This window comes from Streptomyces sp. SDr-06 (genome assembly GCF_003324565.1).
Classification (GTDB): Bacteria; Actinomycetota; Actinomycetes; order Streptomycetales; family Streptomycetaceae; genus Streptomyces.
The window spans coordinates 47,880-63,630 of the sequence record NZ_QOLA01000027.1; the positions used below are offsets into that span (position 1 = coordinate 47,880).

Genomic DNA, 15,751 nt, shown 5'->3' on the forward strand with positions numbered 1-15,751 from the left:
GATGGTTCGGAAGATGTCGAGAGAGTCGCAGACGGCACCGCGATCGGTCAAACGAACTGGTTCGTTACCATCAGGGAATGGCGTACGACTCGAAGGCAACCAAAGAGCGGATCCTGGCGGCAGCGGCCGCGGAATTCGCCCAGCACGGCGTCGCCGGCGCCCGCGTGGACCGCATCGCCACCCAGGCCAAGGCCAACAAACGGGCCATCTACGATTACTTCGGCGACAAGAACAAGCTCTTCGCCGCCGTCCTGGAACACCTCATGGCCGACCTCGCCCGGGCCGTCCCACCTGGCGACGAGGACCTCCCCGCCTACGCCGAGCGGCTCTTCGACTACCACCGAACCCACCCCGAAGCCCTACGCCTGCTCATGTGGGAGGCACTCGAACTCGGCGACCAACCCGTCCCCGGCGAAGAGACCCGCACCCAGCACTACGAGGACAAAATCCGCGCCACCCAGACCGACGCCTCGGACGGCGCGGCCCGCAACCGGCTGTTCCTCACCCTCGGCCTGGTCGGCTGGAGCCTGGCCATGCCCCAGCTGCGCCGCATGATCCTCGGACCCGACCACACCCTCGAACAACTCCGGCCCGCCATCGCCGAAGCAGTCCGCGCCCTCCCCGGACACAGCGAAACCCCTCCGCAGAACTGACGCCTCGCGACCAGGGTTGCCACCACGCCTCGCACGCACCGGCGAGAGGTGCCCCGCGAGTCCCGCCAACCCCCGAACCGCCCCTCAATCCACAGGGACGACTGTGTCCGCGGCGGCCCAGGCCGCTTTCGAGTCGGCCGACGGCCCGCAATTCCCGGTCGCCGACCCGGACGACCTCGCGGAGCTCTACTGGGACATGTACACCAAGCGCGACCGCGTCGAGCAGTTCTCCCCCGAGTCGCTGACTCCGCGGCCCTCCGCCTAGTACCCGCGACCCTGCACAGGGCGCCCCCGGCCGAGGTCCTGCCAGGGTGGTATGTATCCGACGCTGATTCCGCAGCCCCAGAACAGCGATCGGACCAGGCGACCCATGCGACTTGGCCGCCTGGCCCAGTCTCTTTCGCTGAAGCGTGACGGCCCCCTCGGCCTCTGGGCTGCCCGGGTGCGCTACCTGGCCCGGCCCCGGCTCGTGTTATCCGCCGGCCCGGTAGCGGCCCGGGGTCGTGCCGACGAGGTCGGTGAACGCCGCGATGAATCCGCTGGGGTTGGCCCAGCCGCAGGCGTGGGCGGTGTGCGTGGTGTCGTGGCCCTCGGCCAGGAGCACCAGTGCGTGGTGCACACGCAACTGGGTGCGCCACTCGTAGAACGTCATGCCGAGCTCGTCGCGCAACAGTCGGCTCAGGGTGCGGGCACTGGCCCCGACCCGCCGACCGAGCCCGGCCAGCGTGGTGGCGTCGGCCGGCGTCCGGGACAGGATCTGCTCGATCGACCGCAGCCGGTCGTCGCGCGGGTGCGGCAGGTGCAGGGGCTGTTCGTCGGCCTCGCGCAGCTCCTCGACCAGCACCCGCAACAGACGCTCACGCGCGGTGCGGCTGTAAGCGGGCACCGCCCCGCTCCCGCCGCCTGGGCCGTCATGGCCGTTGCGGCGCGGGTCGGTCAGGGCGAGCAGGACCTCCCGCGCCAGGCCGGAAACGCGGAACACCGCCGGACGCCCTGGCACCAGCCGGGCGAGGGACGGCGGCAGGAAGACGATCCGCATGTCCGTGTCCCCGTGGGCCCGGTGACGGTGCGTGAACCCGGCCGGCGTCCACGCGACCCGGTTGGCCGGAACGATCGACGTCCCGCTCTCGGTGTGCAGGACCAGGACGCCCCTGGCCGCGTACACCAGGTGCCCGCGCGCGTGCGTCTGCGCCTCGCTGCTGTCGCCCGAGGGCCACAGGTGGCGCCCGCCGGAGGGCCACGTCAGCGACGTGGGACCGGCGTCTGGGCGGGCTTGGCGGTGAACGGGCATCGGTTGGCATCGTATCGGTAGCACGCCATGACGCACGCCGATGAGACTTTCCGTCATGAGCGGTGGCCCCCGGTGCCACGGCCGAGCACATGAGGGGAAGCACCATGGCGACGTTCGTACTCGTACCCGGCGGTTGGCACGGATCCTGGACGTTCGAGGCGGTGGTCCCGCTGCTGGAGCGGGCCGGCCACACCGTCCACACCCTGACCCTGACCGGCCTGCGCCCCCACGACGACCCCGCTACGATCGCCGCCGCCAATCTCGACACCCACGCCGACGACGTGTTGCGTCTGCTGGAGCGCGCCCAGCTCGAGGACGTGACGCTGGTCGGCCACAGCTACGGCGGGATGGTGATCACCGCCGCCGCCGATCGCGCCGACGGCCGGGTCTGCCGCCTGGTGTACCTGGACGCCTGCGTGCCGCGCGACGGCGAGTCGTGCTGGTCCATCATGAACGAGGGCTACCGGCAGTCGTTCGTCGCCGGCGCCGCCACCACCGGCTACGCCGTCCAACCCCCGTGGCGGCCGGACGGCGACCCGCGCCGCCGCCCCCACCCACTCGCCGCCTTCCTGCAGACGGTCCGCCTCACGGGCGCCCACGCCGACGTTCCCCGCCGCGAGTTCGTCTACTGCTCGGGGTGGGAGGACCGCACACCGTTCGCCGACCAGCGCACCCGGCTGCTCGCCGACCCGGAGTGGACCGTGCACGACCTGCCGACCGCCCACAATCCGATGCGCGAAGCCCCGCGGGCAGTTGCCGCGCTCCTGCTCGACGAAGCAGACGAGCCCGGCGAAAACTCCGCCCTCGCTCCGAGGCCGATGGCCCAGTTGGGGTCGTGACGTGCCCGGTCAACCTGGGCGACGTGACCACCAGGGGGTTGAGGTTCCCCGGGGTGCGGCGAGTGGTGACAGTGGTGGTTCAGGGATGGTTCTCATGAGAGGACTCGAAAGACCGCTGACGGATCACCAGCCGCCAAACTCCTTGCCGGTTCCGCGAGGGTGGTCGCGCTGACCGGAACGGGAAGCCGCACGTCGAGTGGCCCTGCTGACGCCGGGCTGCGTCACACGATCGCGGCCGTCGACGCGCACGTCCACGATCAGTGCGGCGAGTTCATCGGTGAACTGCTTGTGTGGACCGACAAAGGCGCCACCCTGGCAGCCCTGGAGTACGCCCGGATCACCGACCGGATGCTGAGTTCACTGCCGCCCGCCGACAGGTACAACTCAGAAGCTGTGTCATATCCCGTGATCTGTGACGCTCCGTGAGGTGCGGCGCTCCTAGAGGGGGCAGCCGGGAGTGATGGGCAGAAGTTCGCGCAGGCCGGTTTGGCACATGGCGTCGTGAACAGGAGGGCTGGCCGCGATGATCGAGAGGCTGCCACCGAGGTGGTTTGCGGCATGCCGGATTCCGAGGATGGTGAAGAGACTGCCCTCGTCGCAGAGGCTGACGTCGGTGAGGTCGAGGAGAAGGTGTCGGTCACCGCGTTCGAGGACGCCGACGATGGTGTCGATGAGTTTGCTGACGTTGCTGACTTCCAGCTCACCGGCGAGAACGAGGGTGAGGAACGATGTGTCCTCGCAAGAGGCATGTCTGACGGTCAACCGGTCCATGCCTGTGTGATGTCACGAACAGCCGGTCAGCGCAATTCTGGGGTGCTGATTCAATTCACTGTGGCTGGACCTAGGCGGATGGTGTGCGGCTTGTGCATTCGGATGCGCATCGGCTTAGGTTTGCTGGCGGGTTCAACGGGGTGGGGGACGGTGCGGGGCGGCCGTGGCGCCTGGGTGAGGCGGCGGACCATGAGAGTGATGAACGTCCAGGTGAGGTGAGCTTCGCTGTGGGAGATGAGCCGCTCGTAGTCCCGCACGTTCCTGCGTGCTCTCATGATCCACGAGATGGCCCGCTCCACTCTCCACCTCTTTGCCAGAACGGCGAAGCCGTCCTGGTCTTTGCGTCGGGGCACCGTCTTGAGGGTGAGACCGAGGCAGGAGTGTGACCAGTCGATGAGGGGTCCGCCGTAGGCGGAGTCGGCCCAGGCAATGGCAAGTTCGGGATGCGTGAGCACCAGACGAAAGAGCAGGTCACGTGCCGGAAGACTGTCGTGTGGGGAGGCCTTGGTGACCATGACGGCCAGGGGCATGCCGCGCATGTCGACCGCCAGGTGCCGCTTCCGTCCGTTGATCAGCTTCCCGCCGTCGAACCCGCGCGTGTCCGCTCCCACCGTCTCGGATCCCTTGACGGACTGGGAGTCCAGGATCACTGCAACCGTGCGGGGGTTGAGACCGTCGTGGACACGGACCTGTTCATGGAGCTCGGCGTGGATGCGGGCCAGCGCGCCGCTGGCCCGCCACCTCTGGAAGAACCCGAAAACGGTGCGCCAGGGAACACCGAAGTCGACAGGCACGGACCTCCACTTGCAGCCATTGTCGTTGACATAGCGGATGGCATCGACCACGTCCCGGCGAGGGTGCTTCTCCGGGCGTCCACCGGCGGGCAGCTGACAGGCGGGAGTGGGCAGCAAGGGTTCCAGGACGGTCCACTCGGCATCTGTGGTGTCACTGGGGTAGGTGCGCCTGCGCACTGAGGCGCCTGGTCCGGGATTGTTCCTGCGGATCATGGTCAGCGTTCCATGCGGCTGAGGACTTCGAGGGTGGCCTTGACGCCGCCGAGCTGGTCGAGCACGAGGCGTACCCACTCGTCCTGGGGTGCCTTCTTGGCGTGGGGGGCGACGATTCCGGTGATGACGTTGGTGATCCGGTGGAGTTCGGTCTCGAAGATCGCCCGCTCGTAGGCGATCCAGACCTCGCTGTTCTCGGAGAGCTGGAATCCGTCTTGCCGGTTGTAGGTGACTGGCGGCAGGCCTTCCTTGACCGCGACCTTGCGCAGGAACCGCAGGCCCGTCCAGACCTGCGAGGGCGAGCGCTTGGTCGCCTGGCACAGCTGCTTGAGCGACAGGCCCGCGGGCCGCGCTTCTTGCAGGGCTTTGCGTACTGCCTCGCCGTGGACGTGGGCGGGCAGTCCGGCCCGCCGGGCCATGGCTACTGGCCCCGCAGCAACTCGGCGAGCTGTTCGTCCAGGTCCACTTTTCCAGTGGCCACGGCGGATTCGATCCAGTCGGCCGTCGCCCTGATCTTTTCCAACTGGCGTTCCACCGTGGTGGACTGGGCCTCGGTGAAGTCCCAGCCGCGCAGTTTCGGCACGAGCCTGGTGGCCCCGGCGATGAAGCCCTGGCAGACGGCGATCAGATCGCTGAACTCCATCGCGCGGTGAAAGCCCCGCACGATCCGCGCCGGATCGACCTGCTCGTCTTCTCCCGCGTAGTCGCCGAACGCCTCGTCGTAATCCTCCTCGAACTCGTCCTCTTCGAGGAGTTCGGCCTGTTCGAACTGGGCCTCGTTCACCCGCTCCCTCGCCAGCGGGTCGCGCATCGCCTTGAACGCGACCTCCGGCCGGCGCAGGAAAGCGGTGGCCACGGCCGTCGCCACCGCCTCGTCGCCCCCGGCGATCTCCTGAATCGCCTCGACCCGCTCTTCCAGCGTGACAGGGGTGTCCGTCTTCCAGCCCACCATCCGCTTCGCCGCATCCACGCACCACTGGCGCTTGCCGGTGCGCTCATTCAGCGGAGGATCCTTGATGACCTCGAACCGGTTCTCCAAGTGCCCGAGAATGCGATGGATTTCGTAGGAGGCCCCGGCCTGCCGGAACTCGACGGGCCACTGCGCGGCCACCCACCGCTGGGTGCGAACCGTGTAGTAGGACAGGCCGATCGACTCCGCGAACAGCCGTAACGACTCCTGGACCCCCAGGCCGTCACCGTCGACCGGATAGCGGCCTCCATGCGGACGCATCGGCTCGATCTCCAGTGCCGCATCCCCGATGGCGAACTGACAACGCGCGTCCATCTCGACCGAGTCCAGCGACCGCGCCACCAACTCCTCGAACCGGCCGCGGACCACACTCCCAATCCTCGTGAGCACAGCAGATCACCCGCTCCGCAGACCGGAACACGGTCCCCGTGACCGCGATGGTCTCCGGCCTGCCTGCCCCCGACCATCCACTCAGCTCTCCATGGTCACCACACCCGACCGGAAGGCATCATGACCACCACCACCCGCCGCCCACAACACGTACGATTCTGCGACACCCTGACCCATCAGTGCCATGGCCTGAACAGCACGGCTCATCACAATCGAGTCAGACTCAAAAGACACCGGTCCCCCGGACGCAAAGCGTCCTAAGCTCGAAGCGAGGCAGCCGCCTCCCACAAGCCTGCGCAACAGCCGCCGGCCAGCCCGCACCACGTGGTCCCCAGCCCCCGGACTGCGAGAACTGCCCACCCGCGGAGCCGGCTGGAGCCGCATAACCACGATGCGGCTCCAGCCTCGTCCTCCCTGCCTGTTCGAGCCCCGGGGTGCTCCCGCACTCCCCGGGGACGGCCGGTGAGGACGTTGAGTGCGAGGGCCGCCCCGGAGGGGAGCCGGACCGCCCTCGTGCTCGCGGCCACCGCCGGCCAGGCCCATGCCCCGGCGGTGGCCGCTCGCATCGAATCCAACCGATCGAATGCTCTGACGGGATTCAACTACCCCGACAGAACCAACCGATGCACGCCAATCCCCGGGCAACGCCTCCAGCCCTCGGCGCCCGCTCTAGAAGTAACCCCGGCCCAAACGTGCAAATCCAGGGACGGGCCTGGCACACGCACCGCAGGCTCACTCTGCTACGGAGAAGAGCCTCAACGATCGCGCCCGGACGGCGCGCGGAGACTTCCCATCGAACCTACACCCAGAACCCGCACACCGACCGGATGCTCCCGGCCAGCTCTGCTACGCGCGGGCCAGGTACAGGAGTTGAGTTTGACAGCCGCGTTGTGAACCCGCGATCAAACCACCTCCCGCCGCACCTTACGAAGCGTCACAGATCACGGGATATGACACAGCTTCTCAGAGGAGGTTTCATCTCGAAATCTCCTTAAGTGCCCTGGTTTTGATAGGGGGCCTGCGTGACTTACGTGTCATCAGTGACAGGCGCGGCATGGCGACGTCAAGGTGGCGGTGCAGTATGCGCTTTTCGCCCCGGGATCAGCATCGGAGTCTGTCTCATTCGTGAAAGCCCGGTCTCGCCCGGGAAGCGGCAGGTGCCCTTCGCGCCCCTGGCGGAGGGTTCCGCAACGCGGTACGCCAAGAGTATGGGCAATCGCCGAGCGTATGACAGCGATCTCTCCGATGACCGGTGGGCCCTGGTGGAACCGGAGTTGACTGAGTGGCGCGCCAAGCGCCGTCAGGCCGGCATCCCCGGCGGGCGGCCACCGAAATACCCACTGCGGGACCTGCTCGACGCGATCTTGTACGTGGACCGCACCGGCATCCCCTGGCGTTACCTGCCCCACGACTTCCCACCCTGGGAGACCACGTACCACTACTTCGCGTACTGGCGGGACGAAGGGGTCTTCGCCAGGCTCAACGGGCTGCTGCGACACCAGTTGCGCGAGCAGGCCGGACGGAATCCCGAGCCCAGCGCCGGAGCCCTGGACGCGCAGAGCGTGAAGACCGGGCATACCGTCCCGTCCGCCACGCAGGGCACAGACGCCGCGAAGAAGATCGTAGGAAGGAAGCGCAGCATCCTCACCGACACCCTCGGCCTGCTGCTGTTTGTGCTGGTCACCGCCGCCAGCGTGCAGGACTCGGTCGCCGGCATGCCGCTGATCGCACAGGCCTCCCGAACCCTCCGGCGACTTCGCAAGATCTGGGTCGACGGCGGCTACCGCCAGCACCTGGTGGAAAGCGCCGCCCGTCTCGGCATCGACCTTGAAATCGTCCAACGCAAGCCTGGGACCAGGGGATTCGCCCCCATTCCCCACCGCTGGCCGGTAGAGCGAACCTTCGGTTGGATCATGATGCACCGCCGACTCGCCCGCGACTACGAGACCCTGCCCACCAGCTCCGAAGCCATGATCTACCTCGCGATGATCGACACCATGGCCCGCCGCATCACCGGAGAAGCGGTCCCAACCTGGAGAAACCCGACCCCCCAGGATGAGACACCCCGTCCGAGATGAAACCTCCTCTCACCGTGCGCTGACCAACCGGGCGTCGGGCCGCGGGCCCGTGTCAACAAAGAACGGACACCGACGCTCTGGTACAAGAAGCGATTCGGAAGGTGGCTGCTGGTCTACGTCGCGGCGGTTCGGATCCCGAGTACAAGAAACACCACGGCGGTGATCTTGGCGGCCGTACGCTTGAAGCGGGGTTTCCGCAGGGTGCGTGAGGCACGCCGTATGAGCGTGGTCCAGGCGAGGAGCCAGAACGTCATCAGCAGGGCGTGGGCGGTGGCAAGAGCAAGGATCTGAGCGTCGAAGGAGTGATCGGCTTCGATGAACTGGGGTACGAGGGTCAAGTAGATGGACGCCGCCTTCGGGTTGAGGACGTTGGCGAGCAAGGCTTGGGTGTAGACGGAGTCCGACCGCACGGGCGGGTGCCGGCGGGAGGGAGCGCTCGCCGACACCGTGGCGGATCGCCATGTCCATAGGGCCAGGCCGATGAGGTAGGCCGCACCGATGACCTTGACGGCCGTGAATGCCTGGCTGGAGTGCATGACCAGGGCCGAGAGGCCGGCTATGGCGAAGGTGGCGTGGACGTACAGTCCGGTTGTCGTGCCGAGGATGACGGGAAGAGCCTGGCGGCGACCGTTGTCGGTGACGTGCTGGACCAGAAGGGCCAGGCTGGCCCCGGGGGTGGCGACCAGCGGAAGGACCGCCACCAGGAACCCGAGGATGGCGTAGGGGTGGATCACTATGTCTCCGGGGCCGGCGGACGGGGTCAGAGCACGACGCGGTAGTGCGTGGTCAGGCGCCGGTCGTCGCCCAGGACGTGGAAGGCGAGAGCGGGCGGCTGGTCGCGGTCTGCAGGGCGGTCGCCCTCCCATGGCATGCGCAGGGTCCAGGTGACGGCCGGTCCGACGATCAGGGGCCGGGCGGCGAACGTCGAGGCGGCTGCCGTGTGGGCGTGTCCGGTCAGGACGGCAACCACCTGCGGATGTGCTTCCAGCAGGGCAGCCAGTTGCTCGGGCTGTTCGAGTCTGCAGGAGTCAGGCAGGGGGTGGTGGAGCTCGACGGGCGGCTGATGGAAGGCGATCAGCGCCGGGGTGTCCTGCGGCAGCCCGGCGAGCTGGGTGCCGATCCAGTCGAGCGTCTGGGCGTCGAGACGCCCCTCGTCCCGGCCGGGGATGGTGGAATCACACATCAGGATCGCGGTCCCGGCGATGTGGTGGATCCGGTTGACCGGTCCCTCGTCGGGTTCCTCCCCGAGCAGGGCCTTGAGATAGGCCGGACGCGCGTCGTGGTTGCCGGGGCAGGCGAGCACCGGAAAGGGGGCCGTCAGAATACGGGCGGCTTCCGCGTATTCGGCTTCCTCGCCGTGATCGGCGATGTCCCCTGTGACCAGGAGTGCATCGACCGGATGCGGCAGATCCCGCAGGTGGTCCATGACGCGGTTGGCGCGGCGTGTGGCCCTCTCGCTGCCGTCCAGGTGCAGGTCACTGATCTGGGCAAGCAACACAGTCATTCTCTGTCTTCCTCCTGTGGCGGCTCCCGGCCGCCGTTTCACACCGAGGTGGGGCTGTCACCCCACCCCGGCATCTAACGGAAGTTCTCGTTTTTCCGTTAGGGACCTTAGACTGTGCGCGGGAATGTGATCAAGTGACTGACGACCAGGGGGAAGGAGAGATTGATGGAGCGCTGGCTGGCACTGGAACTGGCGAGCACGATCCGCCACGACGGGGACGGTGGTGTCACCGACGACCTCGCCACTGCACACGGAGCAACCCGCTGGGTTCAGGCACAGGCCGACCTGCTGGCGGGCCATGTTCCGGCTGGAGAAACGGCAGTTGACGAGGACCTCAGGATTGAGATCATCGAACTCCGGCGTGCGGTTCGGGCACTTTTCGCCCGGGCGGTCAGTCCCGCTCCGCCCAGCTCGGCGGACGCCCGCCAGTTGATGCCGGCCGACCAGGCAGTGGCCTACCTGAACACGGTTGCCGCCCGTGAAACGGTCGTCCCGCAGATGGACTGGCCGCAGGACGGTGCCCCCACGGTCCGCCTGCTGTCGGCAGAGAACGATCCAACGGTTCGGCTCGTGGCAGCCCTGGCCCGCGCCGCCATTGACTTCCTGAGCGGCCCGCAGCGCACCCAACTACGGGCGTGCTCCGCGCCACGCTGCGTGCGCTACTTCGTCAAGAGCCACGGGCGGCAGGAATGGTGCAAACCGTCATGCGGAAACCGTGCCCGAGCAGCACGCCACTACCGGCGTCAACGCATGGCCGCCGATGCCGGTTCCACCCCGTCCTGACCGCATGGCCCTGATGCCCGTGGTCGACCCGGCCTTCGGCGGGGCCGGAGTTCCACTGGGTGGTCAGTCCCTGGATCACGGCATCCCGGTCCTTCTCCAGGCCGTGCGCGAAGGTGTGCGGTCCGGGCAGGTTCTCGGCGCGGACGGCGGTGATCCAGTCGTTGAGGTACTGGCCGGAGCGGGTGGTGAGGGCCTGAGCGAAGGCCCGGACGAGCTGGTCAGCGGCGGTGGGTTCCGGGCAGCGGGCGAGGATGTCGCCGAACTGCCGGCGTTCGTCCTCGCAGAGGCGGTTGGGGTGGCGCATCATCCAGCTGGTGACCTGTCGGACGCCCGGTGGTTCCGGGCCGACGGTGCGCATGCGGCGTCGGCGCCTCGGCCGCGGGTTGTGGCTGAGGATCCGGTAAGTGCCCTGGTGGCCCAGGCCTTTGAGCTGGCCGCGTCGGGTCGCGAAGCCGTCCACACCGAGGACTCGTGGCGGGGTCGGGCAGGGCCATCGGCACCCGCAGCAGCGTCGTACGGCTGACGGCACTGTGCAGGATCACGGCGAAACGGGCTCCGGCCCTTCCGGCCAGGGCGACCGCCACTGCCTCCAACACCCGGCGCCACACGGGCGTCCGTCGGCCGTATCGCCTTGTCAGGCTGTCGACTTGTTCGGCGAAGGTCCGACGCGGGCACTGCGCGTTCTCGCAATACAAACGGCGGACCGTGCCTGATCCCTGTTCTCATGGACAAAGCCACCTCCAGGTTTACGTGGCGGCCGCCGCGAGGCTGTCCGCGAAGCCCTTCAGGGGTTCGGATGGCTGCGCGGAAAGATGGCCAGCACGGTCCTGCCGTGGCGGAGTGCGAGGATGCCTGTCCGGGGGTCGATCAGCCGCTCCGAGCGTCGGCGCGGGTGGGTCCTGTTGAGGATCTCGAAGGCGGCGGTCCGAGGGGCGGGCTCCAGCCGGTCGGCCCAGGCCGGGACGTCGGGTTCCCACAGATGGATGGTGCGAGGCCCGCCGTAGGTGAGGTCTTTGATCCCGATGGAGAAGGACACGTCTCGAACCAGGCGGCGGGCGAGCCGGTCGCGGCGTCCGAGGATCTCCCGCCAGCCGTCCCAGTGGGTGGCCGGATCGACGACGGGTGGGGCGGAGGTCCATTTCTCGCCCCGGCGGCCGATCGCGGCGTTGCGCTGGGAGAGGAGGGCAGCCAGGATTCGGAACGCGGGCGACTGCGCGTCGTACTGGGCGGCGAGGCGCCGGGCCAGCCGTGCGCCGTCGGCGGACAGGTGGTGGCCGGGTACGAAGAGCCCTTCCGGCGGCCGGAGGACGTAACGGATGATCTTCACGAGGACGACGACGATCAGCAGGCCGCCGAACGTCCCTTCCACCAACTCCCATGTCATGGGTCGTCGTTCCCCTCGCCGGGCCGCAGGTCCGCAGTGACTGCCACTCCGCCCGGAGGACGGGCGGCCGGGGGTGGATGGTTCCCCGGTGCCTGGCGCCGCGCGCGGCGCAGGGGCCGGTTTTCGCGGTGGCTGGTGGCCGGGCGCGAAAGGCATGCCCACGTGCCCGTGCACGTGAGAGAGCGGCCCGGCCACCGTTCCGCAAGGAATGAGCGACCGACAGGGGCGCGGTCGGCCGCGGGCAGAACCTGCTGCTCGGCGCCGCTCCGCACGCCGCAGCCCGGCACGTCCCCCTCGGCCCGGGACCGCCCGCGGCCTCGGCGTCCGCGGCGTACCGTTCCGAAGTGCCTTGCGGGGCAGTATGAAGTGTCGCTTCAGTTGGGGCACTGGCCGGTTCTGGCGGTCGGGTCAAAGACCCGGATGGCAGGAGGGGAAAGGTGGCAGTTTCATGATCGGCCCTGGCGCGCCACGAGTACGGCGGATCACTCGCCCTGATGTGATCCTGCGCGGGGACGAGGTCGGTGGCGGACCGACCTTCCTGCTCCTTCACGCCGGTGGCGAGCGCCGTCAGGTGTGGCGACCGGTCAGCGAGGTCCTCGTCGATGCCGGGTACCGGTGTGTGGCCTTCGACCAGCGAGGTCACGGCGACAGCGAGGGCAGCGCTCGGACACTGTCCGCGTGCGCGGACGACGTCGCCGCGATGGTGCACGCCGAGCCACCGGCAAGCGTGGTCGTCGGTGCCTCACTCGGCGGGCTCGCCGCCGTCGCCGCTCTCATGGATCCGGCCGTGCGGGCCAGGGTGGCGGGGCTGGTGCTGGTCGACGTCGTGCCCTGCCTCGAACCCTCCAGGGTCCGCCGCTTCCTTGCTTCCGTCGGCCCGCTCGGCGCCCACACCGAGCTCGTCGAGGACATCCTCACCCAGGTTCCACGGCTACGGCAGGTCACCGCTCAACTCGACCTGCCCGTCCTGCTCGTCCATGGCGACAACGGCTCCTCGCTCACCGACGAGGACATCGACCAGTTGCTGCACCTGGCTCCGCAGACCACGGTCCGGCCCATCCACGGCGCCGGGCACCTCATCGCCCGCGATCAGCCCGTGGCCTTGGCCCAGGCCGTCATCGCCACCACCGCGGCCTGGCGGTAAGCGCGCCGCCCGGCGTTGCCTACGCACCCCTATCCGGCGGCCCGGTAGGCGCTCGGGGGGCGGCCCAGCAGGGTGCGGAAAGCGGTGGTGAACGCCGCCGGGCTGTCGTAGCCGAGGTCGGCCGCGATCCGGGTGACCGGCGTGCCGGCGGCCAGGTGCCGCAGGGAGTGCACGACGCAGGCCCGTTGCCGCCACTGCGCGAAGTTCAGGCCCGTGGCGGCGCGGAACCGGCGGCCCAGGGTGCGTTCGCTGATGCCAAGGGCCGCGGCCCAGCGGGCGGGCGGATCGTGGACGTCGGGGTGGCGCAGGAACGCCTCGCACAGCCGCCGAAGTGCTGGGTCGGCGGGCAGCGGGATGTCCAGGGGCAACGGTGCCAGGTCGGCCAGTTCGTGCAGGAGCAGGCCGACCAGGGCCGCGTCGCGGCCGTGCTCCGGATAGTGCGGCTTCATGTCGACGGCTGCCAGGAGCAGTTCGCGCAGCAGCGCGGAGACCTCGACCACGCGGCAGCGGGTGGGGAACCACGGCACGGCGGCGGGCTCGATGTAGAGGCTGCGGGTGCTGACCCCGGGCATGGAGACCTGGTGCCGGGTCCCGGCCGGGATCAGCACCGCGCGATCGGGGGGCACCGTCCACGTGCCCTGCGCCGTCGCCAACTCCATGACGCCGGTCGCGGCGTACAGCACCTGGGCCCGGCGGTGTTGGTGGTAGGGCAGCAGGTGGCCGGGCGGGTAGTCGGTACCGATGGCCAGCACGGCACGATCGCAGCCGTCGACCTCGTCGATCCGGACGTTGCGCACACCGCCAGACTAGGTCTCCGCTGTCCGATCCACAAAAGCACGTGGCATTCATTCGATTGCCCGCCATGCAGCCAGGTCCGTAGCGTCGTGGAAGTGCTGACTTCCTACCTTCTGCTTCTTCTGTTCGGCTGCTTGACCGGGGTGACCACGGTGTTCTTCGGGTTCGGCGGCGGCTTCGTCACCGTTCCCGTCGTCTACGGACTCTGGAGCGTCACAGCGCGCTCCGGCGCCGACGCGATGCACGTGGCGGTGGCGACATCGACGGCCGTCATGGTCGTCAACTCGGCCCTCGCCACCCTGGCGCAGTGGCGCCAGGGTCGGCTGCGCCGGGAGTACGTCTGGCCGATGGCCGCGTTCGTACTGGTCGGCGCGGTGGCCGGGTCCTTCGCGGCGACCCGGATCGGCGACGCCGCGCTGCGGGTGCTGTTCGCCGCGTATCTGCTGGCCACGATCACCGACAGCCTGCTGCGCAAAGGCTTCCTGTCCGTCCCGCAGACCCGAGAGCCGCGTCCGCTGAGCCGCCCGGCCAGGACGCTGGGCGGGGTCGGGATCGGCTCGGTCGCCGCGTGCCTGGGCGTGGGCGGCAGCGTGATGACCGTGCCGCTGCTGCGCCGCCGGGGCCTGCCGATGGCCCAGGCGACGGCAATGGCCAACCCGCTCAGCGTGCCCGTCGCCGTGGTCGGCACCGCCGTCTACGCCCTCGCCGCCCCCACCCTGCACGCCCGGGCCGGAGTCCTCGGCTACATCGACCTGCCCGCCTGCGCCGCGCTGCTCGGCGGCTCACTGCCCACCATCGCCCTGGCCCGCCGCGCCACGGCCCGCGTCCCGGACCGGGCCCACTCCGTCGCCTACGTCGCCCTGCTGGTGACCGTCCTGCTGGTCCTGCTTGTCATGGGGATCTGAACGGTGCTCGGGATACCTCGTTCACGGAGGGCGACCTGCGGGCGATCGAAGTCCTGGGGCGTGCTCTGGAGGGCACTGGCAAGTCGTTCGTTGGCACACCGCGCCGACGGGCTCCGTCCGTCAGTATGGAGAGGACGTGCTCATGGCCACCGCCTGATCCCGCGCTCCGGAACCTCCGGGCCATTGCCTTTCCAGTCAGGCCGGCTGGGAGCGGACCCCTGCAACCAGGACTGTGGCACCTCTATAGTGGCTTTATGGCGACGACGACGATTCAGGTTCCGCGGGAGACCCGTGATCATCTGGCGGAGCTCGCGCGGGAGCGGGGGATGAGTCTGGGGCAGCTGGTCGAGGCGCTCGCGGCAGAGCAGCCGACGGCCGCTCAGCGGGCGGAGCGCCTGGCCGCGGACCGTGAGACGGCGAGGCAGATGCTGGGCGTCGACCTCAGCGACGAGGACTTCGACCGGGCTCCGGATGTCCTGGGCAACATCTACCGGATCGCTGCGGAGAAGGCTCGGGCCGCTCGGGGCAGCGCCGCGTGATCATTCTGGACACCAGTGCCGTCCGCGCTCTCGCCGACGGCCACAGGGCGCTGAGCCTGCTCGCCGGGAACATGGCCAACACGCCGGGCGACCGTCTCAACGTCCCGGCCCTGTGCCTGATGCAGGCCGAGGCCGAAGACGCCCACCTCTCCCACAAGGTCCTCGCCTTCTCCTCCGTCACCGTCGACACCCTCGACACCATCGCCTCCGTCAGCGTCGGCACCATGATCCGCGACGGCTACGGCGGCCCCGACACCTGCCACGCCCTGTACTGCGCACTGCCGCGGGCGGAGTTTACGGGGATGTCGATCCTGCTGACCGGCGATGAGGACGCCTATCCGCCCGGTGTGGTGACGGTCGACATCGACTCACCCGGCATGCTGGGTTTCCACTGACCCGGCCCCGCGCCCGGACAGGCCTCCTGCGCACGGAGCGGGTGCTGATGTTCCGGATCACTCGGGTGCGAAGCACCGGAGTGAGAGGACGGGCGCTCAAAGTCTGAAGCCGACGTAGGTCACCAGGCCCTGCTCCTCGTCCTGTTGGCGCCAGAGAGGGTGGCGCGGGGTCAGTGGCGTCCAAGCCAAGCAGGGACAGCATCCGGCCGCGTGGTCCTGGCACGAGGGAGCAGGAGCAGGCGGCGGTTGCGTCGGCCACCCTGAGACCAGGACGTCCCGACGCGGACGGTGGTGAGCCGCATG

Annotated in this window: 20 protein-coding genes; 11 read left to right on the forward strand and 9 right to left on the reverse strand. The window is 69.0% G+C overall.

Features of this window, described 5'->3' with window-relative positions; translation table 11 throughout:
• Positions 1–77 precede the first annotated feature (77 nt).
• Both DT019_RS34110 and DT019_RS34115 read left to right on the forward strand, forming a co-directional pair.
• Positions 78–653, forward strand: coding sequence for a TetR/AcrR family transcriptional regulator (locus DT019_RS34110; RefSeq protein WP_114040862.1), 576 nt, complete (start codon positions 78–80; stop codon positions 651–653).
• A 103-nt stretch (positions 654–756) separates the two neighbouring features.
• Entirely contained in the window at positions 757–918 is a 162-nt protein-coding gene (locus DT019_RS34115) for a hypothetical protein (RefSeq protein WP_223279894.1), read from the forward strand.
• Between the two features lie 207 nt (positions 919–1,125).
• Here the strand turns inward: DT019_RS34115 and DT019_RS34120 are convergent, their stop codons facing one another.
• Positions 1,126–1,944, reverse strand: coding sequence for an AraC family transcriptional regulator (locus tag DT019_RS34120; protein WP_114040863.1), 819 nt, complete (start codon positions 1,942–1,944; stop codon positions 1,126–1,128).
• 104 nt (positions 1,945–2,048) lie between these two features.
• Here DT019_RS34120 and DT019_RS34125 point away from each other — a divergent pair, with 104 nt between their 5' ends.
• Together DT019_RS34125 and DT019_RS34130 are read left to right on the forward strand one after the other, a co-directional pair.
• Complete coding sequence (locus tag DT019_RS34125) at positions 2,049–2,783, forward strand: alpha/beta fold hydrolase (RefSeq protein ID WP_114040864.1); 735 nt, start codon at positions 2,049–2,051, stop codon at positions 2,781–2,783.
• A gap of 159 nt (positions 2,784–2,942) precedes the next feature.
• Positions 2,943–3,209, forward strand: a complete 267-nt coding sequence (locus tag DT019_RS34130) for a hypothetical protein (protein ID WP_114040865.1) — start codon at positions 2,943–2,945, stop codon at positions 3,207–3,209.
• Between the two features lie 12 nt (positions 3,210–3,221).
• Here the strand turns inward: DT019_RS34130 and DT019_RS34135 are convergent, their stop codons facing one another.
• From DT019_RS34135 to DT019_RS34150, 4 genes are read right to left on the reverse strand one after another with little or no spacing between them, the layout of a single operon-like run.
• Complete coding sequence (locus DT019_RS34135) at positions 3,222–3,554, reverse strand: STAS domain-containing protein (protein ID WP_114040866.1); 333 nt, start codon at positions 3,552–3,554, stop codon at positions 3,222–3,224.
• A gap of 50 nt (positions 3,555–3,604) precedes the next feature.
• A complete protein-coding gene (locus DT019_RS34140; RefSeq protein ID WP_114040867.1) occupies positions 3,605–4,561 on the reverse strand; it encodes an IS5 family transposase in 957 nt (318 codons plus the stop codon).
• Between the two features lie 2 nt (positions 4,562–4,563).
• A complete protein-coding gene (locus DT019_RS34145) occupies positions 4,564–4,980 on the reverse strand; it encodes a hypothetical protein (protein WP_114040868.1) in 417 nt (138 codons plus the stop codon).
• A 2-nt stretch (positions 4,981–4,982) separates the two neighbouring features.
• The gene (locus DT019_RS34150) at positions 4,983–5,900 is read right to left on the reverse strand and encodes a DUF6192 family protein (protein ID WP_223279895.1); all 918 of its coding nucleotides are present in this window, start codon (positions 5,898–5,900) and stop codon (positions 4,983–4,985) included.
• Positions 5,901–7,129: 1,229 nt separating this feature from the next.
• Between DT019_RS34150 and DT019_RS34155 the strand changes: the two genes are divergently transcribed.
• Positions 7,130–7,999 carry an IS5 family transposase gene (locus tag DT019_RS34155; protein WP_114040917.1) on the forward strand — a complete coding sequence of 290 codons (870 nt, stop codon included), beginning with the start codon at positions 7,130–7,132 and terminating at the stop codon, positions 7,997–7,999.
• Between the two features lie 113 nt (positions 8,000–8,112).
• Here the strand turns inward: DT019_RS34155 and DT019_RS34160 are convergent, their stop codons facing one another.
• Entirely contained in the window at positions 8,113–8,733 is a 621-nt protein-coding gene (locus tag DT019_RS34160; protein ID WP_114040870.1) for a LysE family translocator, read from the reverse strand.
• A gap of 26 nt (positions 8,734–8,759) precedes the next feature.
• A complete protein-coding gene (locus tag DT019_RS34165; protein ID WP_114040871.1) occupies positions 8,760–9,503 on the reverse strand; it encodes a metallophosphoesterase in 744 nt (247 codons plus the stop codon).
• Between the two features lie 165 nt (positions 9,504–9,668).
• Between DT019_RS34165 and DT019_RS34170 the strand changes: the two genes are divergently transcribed.
• On the forward strand, positions 9,669–10,286 hold the full coding sequence (locus tag DT019_RS34170) for a CGNR zinc finger domain-containing protein (RefSeq protein WP_114040872.1): 618 nt from the start codon (positions 9,669–9,671) through the stop codon (positions 10,284–10,286).
• A gap of 4 nt (positions 10,287–10,290) precedes the next feature.
• Positions 10,291–10,809, forward strand: coding sequence for a hypothetical protein (locus tag DT019_RS34175; protein ID WP_114040873.1), 519 nt, complete (start codon positions 10,291–10,293; stop codon positions 10,807–10,809).
• 261 nt (positions 10,810–11,070) lie between these two features.
• On the opposite strand, the gene DT019_RS34180 is transcribed toward DT019_RS34175, so the two are convergent.
• Positions 11,071–11,670: a hypothetical protein gene (locus tag DT019_RS34180; RefSeq protein WP_147267379.1), complete on the reverse strand. Its 600-nt coding sequence runs from the start codon at positions 11,668–11,670 to the stop codon at positions 11,071–11,073.
• Positions 11,671–12,118: 448 nt separating this feature from the next.
• Here DT019_RS34180 and DT019_RS34185 point away from each other — a divergent pair, with 448 nt between their 5' ends.
• Positions 12,119–12,814: an alpha/beta fold hydrolase gene (locus DT019_RS34185; protein WP_114040875.1), complete on the forward strand. Its 696-nt coding sequence runs from the start codon at positions 12,119–12,121 to the stop codon at positions 12,812–12,814.
• Between the two features lie 29 nt (positions 12,815–12,843).
• Here DT019_RS34185 and DT019_RS34190 read toward each other — a convergent pair whose 3' ends face one another.
• Positions 12,844–13,611 (reverse strand): AraC family transcriptional regulator, encoded by a 768-nt coding sequence (locus tag DT019_RS34190; protein WP_114040876.1) that lies wholly within the window; start codon positions 13,609–13,611, stop codon positions 12,844–12,846.
• Positions 13,612–13,704: 93 nt separating this feature from the next.
• Here DT019_RS34190 and DT019_RS34195 point away from each other — a divergent pair, with 93 nt between their 5' ends.
• The 3 genes from DT019_RS34195 (at position 13,705) to DT019_RS34205 (ending at position 15,448) form a co-directional block, all read left to right on the forward strand.
• Positions 13,705–14,514, forward strand: a complete 810-nt coding sequence (locus DT019_RS34195) for a sulfite exporter TauE/SafE family protein (protein ID WP_114040877.1) — start codon at positions 13,705–13,707, stop codon at positions 14,512–14,514.
• A gap of 326 nt (positions 14,515–14,840) precedes the next feature.
• Complete coding sequence (locus tag DT019_RS34200) at positions 14,841–15,053, forward strand: hypothetical protein (RefSeq protein WP_223279896.1); 213 nt, start codon at positions 14,841–14,843, stop codon at positions 15,051–15,053.
• The gene (locus DT019_RS34205) at positions 15,050–15,448 is read left to right on the forward strand and encodes a hypothetical protein (RefSeq protein ID WP_114040879.1); all 399 of its coding nucleotides are present in this window, start codon (positions 15,050–15,052) and stop codon (positions 15,446–15,448) included. Before DT019_RS34200 ends, DT019_RS34205 begins: the two co-directional genes overlap by 4 nt.
• The last annotated feature ends 303 nt before the right edge of the window (positions 15,449–15,751 follow it).